The following is a 15,351-nucleotide window of genomic DNA, read 5'->3' as shown; positions in this document are numbered from 1 at the left end:
TGTGAATTCCCCTATCGACGTCACCGCCTTGTCAGGGGCGGCTTTGCAAGAGGAGGGCGCCAGCCTAGAGCAGGACGGTGGTCAGCGCGTCTGGCGCATTCTCTGCGTGGACGACGAACCCAATATTGTGGCTTCGCTCAGGCGGCTGTTCCGTGGCAGCGGATACCAGGTGGCAACGGCCACGAGTGGTGCAGAAGCCATTGCGCACCTGGAGCAAGAGCCTGTGGACCTGGTCTTCTCCGACATGAGAATGCCCGGCATGAGCGGGGCCCAGTTGCTGGAGCAGATACGGGAGCGGTGGCCCAAAACGACGCGCGTACTGCTCACGGGCTACGCGGACATTGGTTCAACCATCGCGGCCATTAACAGCGGAGAAGTCTATCGGTACATCACCAAGCCGTGGGATGACGGTGAGGTGCTTGCCACGGCGCACCAGATTTTTGAGCGCCATGCCCTGGAAAACGAAAAAGCCCGGTTGGAGGAACTGCTCAGGTCCAAAAACCAGGCCTTGATGGAATTGAATGAAACTCTGGAGGAAAAGGTCGCGGCGCGCACCAGCGAATTGCTCCAGCTCAGTCAAAAAATCAAGAAGAACTATCTCACTTCCATCAAGGTGTTTTCAAACCTCATGGAGTGGCGTGGCGGGCAACTCTCCGGTCATTCACGCCGTGTGGCGGACCTGGCCCGCCGCACCGCACGGGCCATGAGTATGGCGGAGGCGGATCAGCAAGACGCATTTATCGCAGGGCTCATGCATGACATTGGGCAGATTGCCTTGCCCGACACCTTGCTGGCCAAGCCCGTGCCCAAGCTTTCCGAAGAAGAAACGGCACAGTACCGACGGCATGCGGTGTTGGGGGAGCAGGCACTGATGGCCCTTGATGACATGCAGACGGTCTCCAACATTATCCGAAGCCATCACGAGCGGCACGATGGTCTGGGCTATCCAGATGGCTTGGTCGGCGAGATGATTCCCATGGGGGCCTGCATCCTCGCAGTGGCAGATACCTACGACGATCTGCAAATCGGCCACCTCAGCTCCACACCCTTGAGTGCTGCGGATGCCCGGTCGATGATTGCCCGGGGCCGGGGAACTCAGTTTCATCCTGAGGTGGTGGACGTGTTTTTACAGATGCTTCTGAAGGCCGCGCCCGGAGCAGAAATTCCGCCGCGCATGCTGCGCACCGAGCAACTTCGGCCCGGCATGGTCTTAGCGCGAGACCTGCTGTCCAGCGAAGGCGCTGTGTTGCTGGCCGCCGACCACGTGCTCACTGCCGAACTGATCAAGCGGCTGCGATTGCGCGAGGGACGGGACGACGTGGAAATGATCTTGCCGATAAAACCGTAACGGAGGGAGCCGTCCATGCAGAGAATTCTTTTACTGGATGATGAACACCATGTCCTGGCAGCGATCAAGCGAAGCCTCCGTGCCGGACTGGGCTCCGACCTTCGCATTGAAGAGACCGTAGATCCAGAAGTCGCTTTGGCCAGGCTGAGGGAGGTTGCTTTCGATGTGGTGATCTCGGACTTTCGAATGCCGCTCATGACCGGCGTGGAGTTTCTGGGCTTGGTCCGGGCCATTCAACCCAAGGCCGTCAGGATGGTTTTAAGTGCATCCTCCGATTCGGAGAACCTGATGCGCGCAGTCAATGACGCCGAAGTTTTCCGTTATCTGTTGAAACCCTGGGACGAAAAAGACCTGCTGGGTCATGTCCGCTCTGCCCTCGAAAGGGCGGACCAACTGCGCCATGAAAGCGAACTGGCCGACGTCGGACGCCATGAATTCGGGAAGTTGAATGCGACGGAGCTGGAACGCCGCCGCCTGGAAGCGCTGGAACCGGGGCTGACCCAAGTAACGTGGGGGCCCAATGGCGAAGTCTTGGGACCCGACGGCTAAAAATTACGATTTTTGCGCCGTGCCGCGCCATGGTGCCTAAACGCCTCGCGAATATTATCCCGCAGCAGTTCGTCATCCCAGGGTTTTGTCAGGAATTTATAGATTGCGCCTCTGTTAATAGCATCCGAAATGGATTCCAGATCTGTATACCCTGAAAGAACTATTCGAATGGTATCAGGATAAAGCTCGCGCGCCCTGGAGAGAAACTCTGTTCCTGACATCTCTGGCATTCGTTGATCCGAGAGGATGACCTGGATTTCATGCTGTGCCAGGATCTCGAAACCCTCTTTTGCGCTGTTGGCCGTCAATATGTCATATCCATCACGCCTCAATAGTCGTCGCATGGATGCAAGAATGCTCGGTTCATCATCCACGATCAGGATTCTCTTGGCAATTCCAGAGGGCTGCGCTGCGATTTTCAGCCCGGCCCCATCTGCAAGCAGTCGACCAAGACTCGTAGCCTCTATCGGTTTGCTAAAGAAATACCCCTGAATTTCATCGCAATTTTTGCGCTGCAAATAATTCATTTGCGCTTCGGTTTCCACACCTTCCGCTATCACTTTTAGTTTGAGATTATGGGCAAGGTCAATGATTGCATTGCAGATTGCAGCTGCATCAGGATCATAGATTATTTCCTTTACAAAACTTTGATCGATTTTGAGAAAATCTACAGGAAATCGTTTCAGGTATGCGAGTGAAGAATAACCTGTTCCAAAGTCGTCAATGGACAAGCGAACACCCATTGCACGGATGTCATGCAGTCGTTGGATGTTGATATCCACATCCTCCATGAAAAGGCTTTCGGTGATCTCAATATCAAGAGGCACCTCCGTCCTTTGATATCCTTTCAGGCAGGTTTTCAAAACACTGGAAAATTCTGATCGGCGTATCTGGACAGCCGAAACGTTGACAGCGATTCGCGATGGAGCCAGACCCTGGCTGCGCCATCTCTCATAGTCCTGAATAGCCCTTTGTAAAACCCATTGCCCAACGTCGATGATCAAACCGGTTTTTTCAAGAACGGGAATGAACACAGCGGGCGACACAAGTCCAGCGTCGGGGTCGTTCCAGCGAATAAGCGCTTCCATTCCAGTAATTTTTCCATCCCAAAGCGAAACTTTGGGTTGATAGTGCAATACGAACTCTTCATTTTTGAGCGCCTTGTGAAGTTTGCTCTCCATGTTGAGTTGATCGTGCACGCGAGAATTCATGGATGGCGTGTAGAACTGATACCGGCCGCTGGCCGCACCGGCCTCACGCGAGGCCGCTTCAGCGTGTGCAAACAATGTGTCTGCATCCTTTCCATCGTCGGGGAAAAGGGATATTCCAGTCCGGAATGACAAATACAGTTCTTTCCCCTCAAAGATGAAAGGACGGTCCATCAAAGGGAATATTTTTTCAGTCAGAAGATGGGCGATTTCTGCAGGAACGCTCTGATACGTTGCAATGATTCCAAACTGATCCGATCCCATTCGTGCTATTTTGTCGCTGGAACCCAGTGCTTCTACCAGTCGCTTGGCTACCGATTGAATCAGTGCATCTCCGGCATGCCGGCCCAAGGTGTCATTGATATTTTTGAATCTCTCAATATTCATCCATACCAATGCGATGCAGCCCTCGCCTTCTTCTCGAATGGTATTTCTTATCAGCTGATGCAAGCGGTCTTGTAGCAGGCTCCGGTTAGGAAGTCCTGTCAGGGCATCATAGTAAGCCAGATAGTTGAGTCGTTCTGATTTTTCAAGATGATCCAGAGAGAAGGCAATGTCAGATGCAAGCTCCTCAAGTAGTCGAATTTCAGCATCATCAAAAAAATCCTGATCGGAAGCATATAGAGCTATGAGTCCAATAGGCTTTTTGTTGACGAAAAGTGGGAAAAGACCAAAACTCTGAAAACCTCGGGCGATGGCCTGCTGTCGCAATAAAATCCTGGTGTCACTCTTGACATCTTGAACCAAAATGGTTTTTGCATTTTCAATGCATTCACCAATAAGACCATAATCTGGGCCATTCGATCTGATTCCCATCGGGATGTGATCGATGTAGTCCTCTCCTGCACCTGCCCATGCGACAGCCGTAATTTTTTGTGGATCAATTTCGGTGATCCCAATCCAAGCAAGAAAAAAGCCACCGGCATTCACAGCAATTTGACAGGCCTCCTGGAATAAACCCTTGCGATCTTGTGTCCTCACAATCAAAGAATTGATGCTGCTCAATACCGCATAAATCCGGTTGAGGCGCTTGACTTTGAGTTCTGCATTCTTGCGCTCAGTGACGTCAACGACAGAGCCGGCCATATAGGTCGCCAAGCCATTGTCATCCCACACCGCCTGGCCCTTGGCGTGTGACCAGCGGTAGGAGCCGTCTTTGGCCAATGCCCGGTATTCCACATCGTAGGGAACACGGTTTTTGATGTGGGCGGCAAAAGCGCTCAGGACCATCTGTCGATCGCTGGGCTCCAATAGATTGAGCCATGCCGTTGCCGTATTTTCAATTTCTTCGTCTGCATAGCCCAGGCGAAACTTCCACTGCGCCGAAATCTGCGCAATGCCCGTGTCGATATTCCAGTCCCAGACATCGCCCGTGGAGGCCGCCAGACGAAACCGCAATTCGCTATGCCGCAAAGCTTCCTGAGTGCGCTTTTGCTCCCGTACCAACTCCGCATCGTTGAGAGCGCGATGGATTGCCGGGGCAAGACGCCCCAGGTCATGCTTCAGGATGTAGTCCGTTGCACCGCTTTTGAGAGCACTGATCGCGTTCTCTTCTCCAATCGTTCCAGATACGAAGATGAACGGAACGTCTGGACACATCTCCCTGACCACTGACAGCGCGTCGATGCCATTGAAGCGGGGCATGCTGAAATCTGAAAGGACGATGTCCGGCACGCTCGCACGCAGCTCGTGGCGCAGCCGTTCTTCGTTGTCTACCCGGCGGCTCGTAAAGTGCAACGATGCACGCCGCAAGGTATGTGCGACGAGTTCTGCGTCGTTGGGCTCATCCTCGACCATCAGGATGTTCAGGGGGGCGGCTTGCAAGTATTCCTCCTTCCGCAGGACGATGCCTGCGGAACACTGCCGTGCTGAAAGTAGTCTAGGGTGCAGCACCCTGGGCATCAAGAAATTCTTAATTTCCGTCGTTTGGGTGCGCAACCCCCGTTGAAAGGTTTGCACCAAAAGGTTTTCAACCTACCATGCTTTGAATGGCAGGCTACGAAAGCTTGCCACGCAAACGCGGGGGAGGCTGGCCGTGATACAGATCCGAACATACCTGACAGCGTGGTTGACCCTGTCTTTGCTGCCTTTGTCTTATGTGCAGGCACAGGATAACAAGGCCTCCTTGCTTGCCGAGCTTTCCATCGAAGAGCTGGCCAACATTCAGATCACTTCCGCTGCGAGGCATCCCGAGTTTCTGGGGGACGCTTCCGCCGCGATTTTTGTGATCACTTCCGACAGTATCCGCCGTTCGGGTGCTGCCACCCTTCCGGAAGCTTTGCGCTTGGCGCCCAATCTTCAGGTCGCCCGCCTTGACGCAAGCCAATATGCAATCAGTGCACGTGGCTTTAACAATGCCATTGGGAACAAGCTCCTGGTCTTGATCGATGGGCGCACGGTCTACACACCTTTTTTCTCAGGGGTTTTTTGGGACCAGCAGGACGTCATGCTGGAAGACGTCGATCGAATAGAAGTCATCAGCGGGCCTGGCGCCACTCTGTGGGGCGCCAACGCAGTCAACGGTGTGATCAACGTGATCACCAAATCCTCTGCCCACACCCAAGGGGGACTTTTGGTGGTTGGCGCGGGCAATCAGGGGCGGGAAGCGTCTTTCAGATACGGTGGCGTGCTGGGCGAGGGCGCTACTTTTCGCATCTATGCAAAGGGGGATGTGACGCGGCCGGTTGTGTCGATAGGGAACGCAGCAGCCACGGATGGCCGTTCGCGTGGGCAACTGGGGTGGAGGGCTGATTGGGCGGATAAAAACACCGAACTGACCTTGCAAGGCGACGTGTACGAGGGCGCCACAGACAACCGCGGGTTCTTTGGGCGTTTTGATATAGGGCGGGTGGAAGCATCCGGTGCCAACATCCTCAGCCGCCTGACGCGAAAGCTGGAAGCAGGGCAGGACGTTCGCCTGCAGGCCTACTACGACTACACGGACCGGAAAGACGCGTTTCTGTACCAACCACGGCAGCGTGTTCTTGATGTGGAGTTTCAGCACGGTGTGCCACTGGAGTCGCACCGGCTGCTCTGGGGCGGCGGTTACAGGCAGGCCAGTGATGTCATTCGTCCAGGCGTGATTTTCGGGTTTGCTCCGGCACAAGCGTCGCTGCACTGGGCGAATCTGTTCGTGCAAGACGAATTCAAGGTGACCGAGCATCTCAACCTGACGGTTGGCACCAAACTGGAAAGAAATGATTTCACAGGAATGGAGTCCCTTCCAAGCGCGCGCTTTGAGTGGAAACCTTCTCCACACCAGCTTTGGTGGGGCGCTGTGTCACGGGCAGTGCGAGCGCCAGCGCGCCTGGACCGCGACATACGGCTGCCGCCCAACCCCCCATTCATCATTGCTGGAGGACCGGACTTCGAGTCTGAAGTCGCCAAGGTCCTGGAGCTTGGATACCGGTCCCAGCCATCGTCAACATTGTCCTATTCGGTCACTGCATTTCAGCACCATTGGGACAAATTGCGCAGCGGGCAGCGAGCGCCTGGTGCGCAGGTGCAGAACATGATCGAAGGAAAGACCTGGGGATTGGAAGCCTGGGGCGAGTGGCACGCGGCACGCAATCTGCGGTTGGCGGGCGGATTGTCGGTATTGCGCAAGAACCTGCGCGTCATGCCCGGGAGTACCGATCCAGAAGGGCCCCGCGCGCTGGGCAACGATCCTGGCCACCAGTGGATGCTGCGTGCCGGATTCAATCTGCCCCATCGCCAGGAACTCGACGTCATTGTGCGAAGGGTAGGGGCGTTGCCCGACCCCGCGGTGCCTGCATACACGGCCTTGGATGTGCGTTTTGGCTGGACAGTGCGGCCCGGGGTCGAATTTTCGATCGTGGGTCAGAATCTGTTTGATGGCGCGCACCCGGAGTTCAATGCGCCGATGAACCGCAAAGAAATCCCCCGCAACGTTGCCTTGCGAATCAGGTGGACTTTGTGAAAACCTGGCTGTCTTCGCTGCTGTTGAAGCGGGGCTTGGTCCTTGCATTGCTGCTGCTCGGTGTGCTCATCAACCCGTGTGCAGCTCAGCCAGACTGGCCGAACGATGAGTTCCAAATCAAAGCAGCTTTTCTCTATAAATTTGCAGGCTACGTTGAGTGGCCTGAAGGATCTCCGGGCCCCGTGGACGCACCTCTCACGATTGGCGTCCTGGGAGCCGATCCCATTGCCGAGGAACTGATGCAAATCGTTCAGGGCCGCAAGATTCAATCTCGGGGCCTTGCGGTTCGCCGCCTCAAAGCTGGAGACTCCCTGGACGATGTCGCCATCCTGTTCGTTGGCAAGGGTGATGCCACACAGCTGAAACCCTTGAGGGGCGCCTTGCAAGCCCGGCCGGTACTTGTCGTCACAGAAGAGCCAGCAGGGCTGGCGCTGGGAGGCATGATCAATTTTCTGCCCGTGGATAGAAATGTCCGCTTCGAGGTCTCGCTCGATTCCATCAAAAAAGGTGGACTGCGCCTGAGCTCCCGATTGCTCGCGGTGGCCCAGAAGGTGCATGGCGAGGGGCGCTAGATGTGGAACGCCATCGCTCGCTCACTCCGCTACAAGTTCGCGTTGGCCATGCTCGCGGCCACGTTCGTTTCACTGACAGTGGCAGGCGCCGCGCTCGCCTGGTATGAACTTCAGACGTACAAACAAAATGTGGTCAGCGATCTACAGACGCAGGCAGAAATCCTGGGCCGAGCGACCGGTCCCGCCTTGGCTTTTGATGATCACAAATCCGCAGAGGAAAACCTCTCCCTGCTGAAAACCCGGCGCCAGATTCGGGCGGCTGCGATCTACAACGCGCGCGGAAAGATGGTGGCGCAATACCGAGGCGAGGGGAGTTTCACGGGGCACAAAAACCCTGCGCTGCCCCAGTCAGACGGGGTGCGTTTGGAAGACAACGAACTGGCGGTTTTCAAGAGAATTCTCGAAAACAACGAGATCGTGGGCACCGTCTATATGAGCGCGGACTACGAACTCGTCCAGCGGTTCTGGAGCTACCTGGGCATCCTCGCCAGCGTGATGGGCCTGAGCTTGCTCGTGGCCAGCGGCATGTCGGTATGGCTGCAGTCGGCCTTGACGAAGCCCATCCTTGCCGTCACAAAACTGGCACGGCAGGTCACTGAGCAAAAGGACTTTTCGCTGCGGGTGGAGAAGACCACGAAGGACGAGCTGAGCTACCTGGCGGATGCGTTCAATGACATGTTGTCAGAGATTGGGCGGCGCGCCGAAGATCTGCAGGCAGCCAACAAGGCCTTGGAACGCGAAGCCCAGGAACGTGAACGGGCTGACCAGGAAATCCGCGAACTCAACGCCGAGTTGGAACAACGCGTCTCCCAGCGCACAATGCAATTGCAGACAGCGAATCAGGAGCTTGAGAGCTTCAGTTATTCCGTCTCTCATGATTTGCGTGCGCCACTTCGATGGATAGTCGGTTTCTCGGAGGCCCTGGTCGAAGACCATGGCGAGAGTCTGGACGATGAAGCCCGGCGAAAAGTCCAGATCATCCAGAACGAGGGGCGGCGCATGGGGGTGCTGATCGATGATTTGCTGGCGTTGTCACGATTGGGCCGCCGGGCACTCAAAGTAGGGGAGTTGGCGATGGGGGAGCTGGCTCTCACCACCTGGAACGCACTGAACGAACACGAGGACTTCAGCCGCGTGAACCTGCATATCGGGGCAATGCCTGTCGCGACAGGCGACCGCGTGCTTTTGGGGCAAGTGTGGACAAATCTACTGTCGAACGCCCTCAAGTTCAGTTCGAAGCAGAGCGATCCTCGCATTGAGATCGGGGCTATTTCTGATGACCAGGAACACACTTTTTTCGTGCGTGACAATGGAGCCGGATTCAACCCAAAGTACAAAGACAAGTTGTTTGGGGTTTTTCAGCGGCTGCACGATGCCCAGGAATTCCCAGGAACCGGCGTGGGTCTTGCCTTGGTCCAGCGGATAGTGCACCGCCATGGCGGGCGCGTCTGGGCTGACGGAAATGTGGGTGAAGGCGCCACGTTTTATTTCACCGTCCCACGGGAGGGCTGCAATGAAGCTGTTTGAAGAAGTCGATATTCTCTTGGTGGAGGATAGTCCCAACGACGCAGAACTCGCGATTCGCGCGCTGAAGAAGCGAGGGTTCGCCAGCAAGATGCTGTGGGTCAAAGATGGCGAACAGGCCATCAACTACCTGTTTCGGCTTGGAGAATATTCGCAGCACGATGAAGCCAGCCCGAAGCTGGTGCTTCTCGATCTGAAAATGCCGCGGGTGGATGGCATGCAGGTACTGCGCACCATCAAGGGTGACCAGCGGACACGGCGGATTCCCGTGGTGATACTGACGTCTTCCCAGGAAGAGCGGGACGTGGTGCAGTCGTACGACCTGGGTGCCAACAGCTACGTGGTCAAACCCATGGATTTCGATGTGATGGCGGACATGGTCTGCCAGGCTGGCGCGTACTGGCTTTGTGTCAACAAGACGCCTTGGTGAAAGCTGTCCGACATGAGTTTCCCTGTCCATCCACAAAGGAGCAACTAATAAAAACAATCACTTAGCTGCTGCTGTTACTTACGGAAGAGGGTGAATTCTGTCGCGATCAGCGACATAAGAGTCCTATCGGAATGACACGCGTCACGATTGTCCTTGCGGATCCGACTCTTTTCCCATCAAAGGCAGCTCCCACATGTTGCGGTGCATCGGTTTCCCGACGCGGTTTTTGAGTGAAGGCACAATGAATTAACAAAGAAAACCTAATTTGAGGGATCAACCCACATGCCCCATCAGCTTCGCCGCATCATCGCGATCAACATCAGGAACCCCAGCGACAGCAACCCTTCAGGGCGGATCTCGGAGCTGGACCCACGCGGCGGTGTTCTGGCGGTGGGCGACAACGGGGTGGGCAAGACCACTTTTCTGCGTCTGATCCCTCTCTTCTACGGCGCAACCCCCTCACAGGTCCTGAAGGGCTCCGGGAAGGCGTCCATGATCCGGCACACGCTACCCGACCCCAGCAGCGCGGTGGCCTATGAGTACGAGCGCGAGAGCGACTCCCATCTGCGCACGGTGGTGATGTACGCCAAGGATGGCGAGGACATCCCGGATTTTCGGATCGTCTCAGCCGGGTTTGATGAAACTTTTTTCTACGACGAGAACAACACGTTTGTGACGCGCTCGGAGTTCGCCCAACGGCTCCACGCGCGCAACATCAATGTCTCGCCCGTCCTGCAGCTCAACGAGTACCGCAGCGTCATCCTGAATGAGCGCATGAGCAGCAAGAACGCCAAGCAGATGATGCTGTTGGCCCGCGATCACTCTTTGGGGCCACGCCCCCTGCGCAATCTCAACCAGATTGCAGCCGCCATGGCCAACGAGAAGATCAGCTTTCGGGATCTGCAGAACATCGTGCTGGAGCGCGTGGCCGAGGACCAGGCCACGGAATCGAAGCGCCAGAACGTGCGCGAACTCAAGCAGCGCCGGGAGGATGTGACCACCTGGTTGGACAGTCGCACCCACATGGCCGATATCTTGAAGCGCAAACCCGACGCTGACCGGATGAAGGAACGCATCGGCCGCATCAAAGGGGTCCACATGGAGCTGTGCTCGCTCCATGTGGCCGTCAAGGCAGCACTCGCCCAGGCGGCAACGGACCAAGAACGGTTGACCAGTGAGCGCACGTCCCAGGCAGAGGCCTTCGATCTGGCGCTTGGTGCTTTGGGCAACGAAATCACTGAGGCCGAGCAGAAAAAGGACGATGCCCATGGCGATTGGCAGCGCCTCAATGAAGCGTTTCTGGCCGTGAACAGTCGCCAGAATCACTTCGACCGGATCGATGCGAAGACCCTTGCGGCCAATGAATCCAGGGAAGCCGCACTTCGGCAGCAGGCGCGGGACAAGGAGAAAGAGCATGAGCGCCTTACCTCTGAATCGGGTTCTCTCCTGATCGAATACGAGAGGCGCTGTCTCGAAATCGAGCAGTCCGCACAGCGTCAGCAAAATGAGATCGCAGAGCGCAAAGCCACAGCACAAAGCGCGGGGGTCAAAAAGCGTTTGGCCCTTGGTGAAGCCAAGGACGCGGACTTGCAGGCGCTGGAGGAGCCCCCCAGGCTCGCCGAGATCGCCGAGGAGCGCAACCGCCTGGCCACCCGCGAAGGCGAGATCACCCAAAAGATCAAAAACCCCTCAGCCACGGATGAGACCCTTGCTGCACAAGAGGAGGCTGAGGCCATTCTCGAACAGCGCCGCAAGGATTTCGACACAGCCAAAGACGCAGCCTCTGACCGTGAAAAAGATGAAGGTCAGGCTCGCAGTGAGCTTGAAGCGGCTATCAGGGCCGTGGAGGGTCTTGAGGCCAGTCAGAAAGCGCTGCTGGCCCACATTGAAGCCCTGACCGCCAAGGTCACCCCGGAACCCGGTTCCTTGCTCGCCTTCATCCGTGCAAGCGACGACCCTGTATGGCCCTATGCCAGCAAGCTGATCGCGGAGGCAGTGATCCACCGCACCGACCTCTCCCCTGCGATGCTGGACATCCCAGCCGCACAGAGAGGCGAGGAGGGGGCCGTGGTGGTCGGCAATGCCACGGTGAGCACTCAGGAGCTACCACTGCCTGAGTGGTTCTCGATGGATACGGTGCACCTGCAGCTTGAAACGGCAAAAGGCCAGCTCGCAAACATCAACGAGTCGGTGGACAAAGCGGCAGACCACGCGGAAAAAGCCCGACTGAAGCTGAAGCAAGCCGGTACCGACCACGGCAGGGCGGCAGCTAACCTTGGTTTGGCGAAGTCGGCCTTTGACGCTGCGGTCAAAGACAAAGGACGCCTCGACAGCCTTGTGAAGACCGAGCGTAGCGCTGCAGAGGTCCAGGCTCGGAAGGATCTTGATGGCTTGAGGGCGGCTCTGAACGTGCTTGGCAATGAAGAGCGTGCCCTGCGCGAAGGCGTCAAGAATAAGCGTGAAGCGATCAACGCCGGGTACAAGCTCAAGGCTGAGGTCCTGGAGGCCGAGTCGAAGAGCGAGATCAACAAGCTGGATGCCGAGGCACGGGCAGTTGAAGCGACACTGCAGACCGACCTGACCAACGCACGACAGGACTACGAGCGCAAGCTTGCTGGCATGGGGCTCGATACCGTGCGCATCAATGCCGTGGAGGAAGAACTGAAAGGGCTGCGGGACCAGCTTGATGCGATTGCCAACAACCGGCATGAGGTGGCCGCGTGGAAGAAATTCTGCAAGGACGAGCTACCGCACTTTGAAACCACCCGGCGCAAGGTGGGAGAACTGCACACCGCTTATCTCAAGGCGTCACAGAACCTTGGGAGTCTGGAAACCCGCCGAAATGATCTGAGCAAGAAGGCCAAGGAGGTGCTTGATGCCCTCGACGGGCAGATTTCAACCGCCGCCAATGACGCACAGCGCTTGGAGGAACTGCGCGACCAGAAACTCAAGGACTTCCTCGACTTTGTGCCCAGCAGCGCCTACATCGGGCGCTCCATGCTGGAACTCGACCAGGAGGTGACCCGCAAACTCCGCACGCTGGTGGATGAGGCTGCGGTCCTTCGCAACGAGGTCCTGTCCCTGCGCAATGAGTTTGAGAAGAAGGAGGGCGGGCCCAATGACTGGCTCAAGCTCAAACGCAAGGAGCTGCCTGACCGGCAGACCCGTCTGGAGCACGAGTACCTGTGGCTAGAAGCGGAGCAGCTGTGCGACTGGTTTGAGCGCACTGAATGCGGGAGCTACATCGAGCAGCTCACCCACCAAATGAACGGCTTCTTCGAAAACGCCAGTGTGTTCGTGAGCCGTCTGGACACCTTCGACCGCCTGGTGGCGACGTTCAACACCGAGCTGGGCAGGGCGCTGTCCACGGCCGAGCACTTCGAGCGCTTCAAGAACCTGAGCGTGCGCGTCACATCGAGCGTGGGCCAGCAGGCGTTCCTCTCGGTGCTGCGCAAGATGCGGGACAAGAGCCCCACGATTTCGCTCACTGGGCGCGCGTACTCCCGTGTCGGCATGGAGCTGCCCTCGGATGAGGATACCGCCTTGGTGCGTGAGTACAAGGAGATCCTGCGCTCCGATGGTGGGGTGCAGGTGGACCTGAACGAGCAGGTGCGCCTCGAATTCAGCCTCTATGAGAACGGCAAGCGCTCCGTCATCAGCAATGAGGAGGAGTTCCGGGCGGTGTCGTCCAACGGTAATTCCGCCCTCATCACGGCCATGTTCCTCATGGGCTTCGTGCAGATGATCCGGGGCTCCTCGCCGGTCCGGTTGGTGTGGGTGACCGACGAATTGGGCCGGTTTGACGCCAAGAACGTCGGCGCGTTCCTCAAGACCCTGGCCCTGAACAACATCGACGTGATCAGCGCCAGCCCCAGTGTCGATCCGGCGCTCGCGCGCCACTTCCCGCGCCTGAGCCTGTTCGAGAACACCGGGGCGATCTTCACCAACGAGACCCACGAACTGGAGGCCGAGCATGAACTCGCTTAAATCCGCGCTCAAGCTGCTCGCCAAGGGTGAGTTTGTCTGCAAAGTCCGGTTTGAGAGTGAGTACGAGGCACTGGCGACACAGGAAGGCCAGCAGCAGGCCCAGGAATGGCTGTCGGCCGTGGGGTATCGGCTGGCTCGTCTTCATGACGAGGGGGCGTTCTTCATGGCCTATGACGAATCGCCCACCACCGACACCCGTGCTCGCATCCGGGAGGAACTCAAAACGGTGCGCCACCGGCTGATGCCCTACGTGGGCTTCTTCAACCTGCTGCGGGAAGCGCAAGGGAGCGATCCACAGCTCCACGCGGGCGACGTGGTGTGGTTGACCGAGATCAGCGAGGCGGTGCGCAACTCCTCTGCACTGGAGCGGCGCCTGGCCGACATGCGAGAACTCGCCGATAACCGGGTGACGGACAGCGGTGCAACGGTCTTTCGCGTCCAGAAGATGTTCAAGATCCTGGAGGACGCGGGCTACCTGCAGCAGACCAACGAGGTGAGCAAGGGCTACACCTTCACCGGCAAGGTGGACTACCTGTTGCAGCTCATTGCCTTCATCAACGAAAACACCCCGCACATCTCCGATGACCAGGTGGTGGACCAGATCGACCCCCAGGCGCGGCTGGAAGAGGCTGAGGCTCCCGAGGCGGGGGCTGCATGACCTCCTCCCCAATCAAGGATGTACTGAAGACGCTCTACCAGCATGCCGATGTGGTGGAGCAAACCCGGCGCGACGGCATCATCGTGCCGGCGCAAGATGCCCCGCAGGCGTCCGTGGGGGCTCTGCGGCAGGCCAACGCCTTGCGCCCTGCGGGGGAGGATGGGTATCGGCTGCACCCCAAGCTGCGCGACTTCCTGAACGACCACCTGCAGCTCTTCCCGGCCTACCAGACCCTGGCAGAGATTGGCTCGCGCATCAGCCAGGCGCATCAGCTCTGGAACGATGTGGACGATCTGTACCGAGCCAAGGACTACAGCGCGGTGGAGAACATCGTGGAGACCATTGAATCCACGGTCTTCGATATCGGTGACAGCGTGGATCGCAACCTGCTGTACCTGCACACGCTCCTGTCCACTCGCTACGGCAATGTGCGCACGCTGGAGGCCAAGAAGTCGCAGAACCGCTTCTACCAGCGCGAAGCCAACATCCTCGCCCAAGACATGTCGCGCATGGCTGGCGTCTTTGACAAGATAGAGAGCGAGGCAACCGCTCGCGGGATGCCCGAGCTGGCCAAGTTCGTCCGCATGAACCTTCAGGCTCACCTGCAGACCTGGCAGCATGCCATGTCTATTCAAAGAAGGCTTCGAAGGCGAGATGCAAGTTGAGAACCGCTGGCCTGCGTTAGCCCCGTGCGGCCATCGATCAAAAACAACGACTTGCAGAACGGCCGATAGAGCCAAGATCGGTCATCGAGGGCCACCCAGTTGCAATGTGGAAGGTTGTTAGCCCAAAGCCAGGCATGGCACTCCGCCTCTCGCTCGTATCCCACCAGCGTATTCGGGACGCAAGTCAAGTCGCGATATCTGGGGGTGACGCCTTCGATAACAGTCGCAACGTCCGGAGAGAATTTTTGCACTAGCGCCTCGTAGGATTTCTCCAGACGCCAGGTGCTGGTGATAACGACCCGGCACTCCGGCACGTGCCGAAGCGCATCTTCCAGGATCGATAGGCAGCAAAAATGCTTGGACTCATGGCAATGCTCTGGGTGCAAGACCCCGTCAAAATCAAGAAAGAGTATTGGCACCGCGCTACTTCAGAAACAGATTTCCAACAGGAAGTGAGTCTTCTGCTGAGT

11 protein-coding genes are annotated in these 15,351 nt (G+C 57.4%); 9 read left to right on the top strand and 2 right to left on the bottom strand.

Annotated features, from left to right (window positions below; translation table 11 throughout):
* Nucleotide 1 precedes the first annotated feature (1 nt).
* Complete coding sequence (locus IB243_RS04165) at nt 2–1,348, top strand: HD domain-containing phosphohydrolase (protein ID WP_192425174.1); 1,347 nt, start codon at nt 2–4, stop codon at nt 1,346–1,348.
* Nucleotides 1,349–1,363: 15 nt separating this feature from the next.
* Nucleotides 1,364–1,897, top strand: a complete 534-nt coding sequence (locus IB243_RS04160) for a response regulator (RefSeq protein ID WP_010458853.1) — start codon at nt 1,364–1,366, stop codon at nt 1,895–1,897.
* On the opposite strand, the gene IB243_RS04155 is transcribed toward IB243_RS04160, so the two are convergent.
* Nucleotides 1,894–4,929, bottom strand: a complete 3,036-nt coding sequence (locus tag IB243_RS04155) for an EAL domain-containing protein (RefSeq protein ID WP_192425172.1) — start codon at nt 4,927–4,929, stop codon at nt 1,894–1,896. The two genes, IB243_RS04160 and IB243_RS04155, sit on opposite strands and share 4 nt — an antisense overlap.
* Nucleotides 4,930–5,173: 244 nt before the next feature.
* Between IB243_RS04155 and IB243_RS04150 the strand changes: the two genes are divergently transcribed.
* From IB243_RS04150 to IB243_RS04120, 7 genes are all read left to right on the top strand, one after another.
* A complete protein-coding gene (locus IB243_RS04150) occupies nt 5,174–7,045 on the top strand; it encodes a TonB-dependent siderophore receptor (RefSeq protein ID WP_192425170.1) in 1,872 nt (623 codons plus the stop codon).
* On the top strand, nt 7,042–7,617 hold the full coding sequence (locus IB243_RS04145) for a YfiR family protein (RefSeq protein ID WP_192425168.1): 576 nt from the start codon (nt 7,042–7,044) through the stop codon (nt 7,615–7,617). Before IB243_RS04150 ends, IB243_RS04145 begins: the two co-directional genes overlap by 4 nt.
* A complete protein-coding gene (locus tag IB243_RS04140; protein WP_192425166.1) occupies nt 7,618–9,144 on the top strand; it encodes an ATP-binding protein in 1,527 nt (508 codons plus the stop codon).
* Nucleotides 9,131–9,571 carry a response regulator gene (locus IB243_RS04135; RefSeq protein ID WP_010458845.1) on the top strand — a complete coding sequence of 147 codons (441 nt, stop codon included), beginning with the start codon at nt 9,131–9,133 and terminating at the stop codon, nt 9,569–9,571. The genes IB243_RS04140 and IB243_RS04135 overlap by 14 nt, the downstream gene beginning before the upstream one ends.
* Before the next feature lie 282 nt (nt 9,572–9,853).
* Entirely contained in the window at nt 9,854–13,558 is a 3,705-nt protein-coding gene (locus IB243_RS04130; RefSeq protein WP_192425164.1) for an ATP-binding protein, read from the top strand.
* The gene (locus IB243_RS04125; protein ID WP_192425162.1) at nt 13,545–14,216 is read left to right on the top strand and encodes a hypothetical protein; all 672 of its coding nucleotides are present in this window, start codon (nt 13,545–13,547) and stop codon (nt 14,214–14,216) included. The genes IB243_RS04130 and IB243_RS04125 overlap by 14 nt, the downstream gene beginning before the upstream one ends.
* Complete coding sequence (locus IB243_RS04120; RefSeq protein WP_192425160.1) at nt 14,213–14,881, top strand: hypothetical protein; 669 nt, start codon at nt 14,213–14,215, stop codon at nt 14,879–14,881. Before IB243_RS04125 ends, IB243_RS04120 begins: the two co-directional genes overlap by 4 nt.
* On the opposite strand, the gene IB243_RS04115 is transcribed toward IB243_RS04120, so the two are convergent.
* Nucleotides 14,848–15,300, bottom strand: a complete 453-nt coding sequence (locus IB243_RS04115) for an HAD domain-containing protein (protein ID WP_192425158.1) — start codon at nt 15,298–15,300, stop codon at nt 14,848–14,850. The genes IB243_RS04120 and IB243_RS04115 overlap by 34 nt on opposite strands.
* Between the last annotated feature and the right edge of the window lie 51 nt (nt 15,301–15,351).

This window comes from Acidovorax sp. ACV01, from assembly GCF_014851495.1.
Taxonomy (GTDB): Bacteria; Pseudomonadota; Gammaproteobacteria; order Burkholderiales; family Burkholderiaceae_C; genus Acidovorax; species Acidovorax radicis.
The sequence above is the reverse complement of the archived record's forward strand: the minus strand, read 5'-3'. Positions and strand labels throughout refer to the sequence as shown.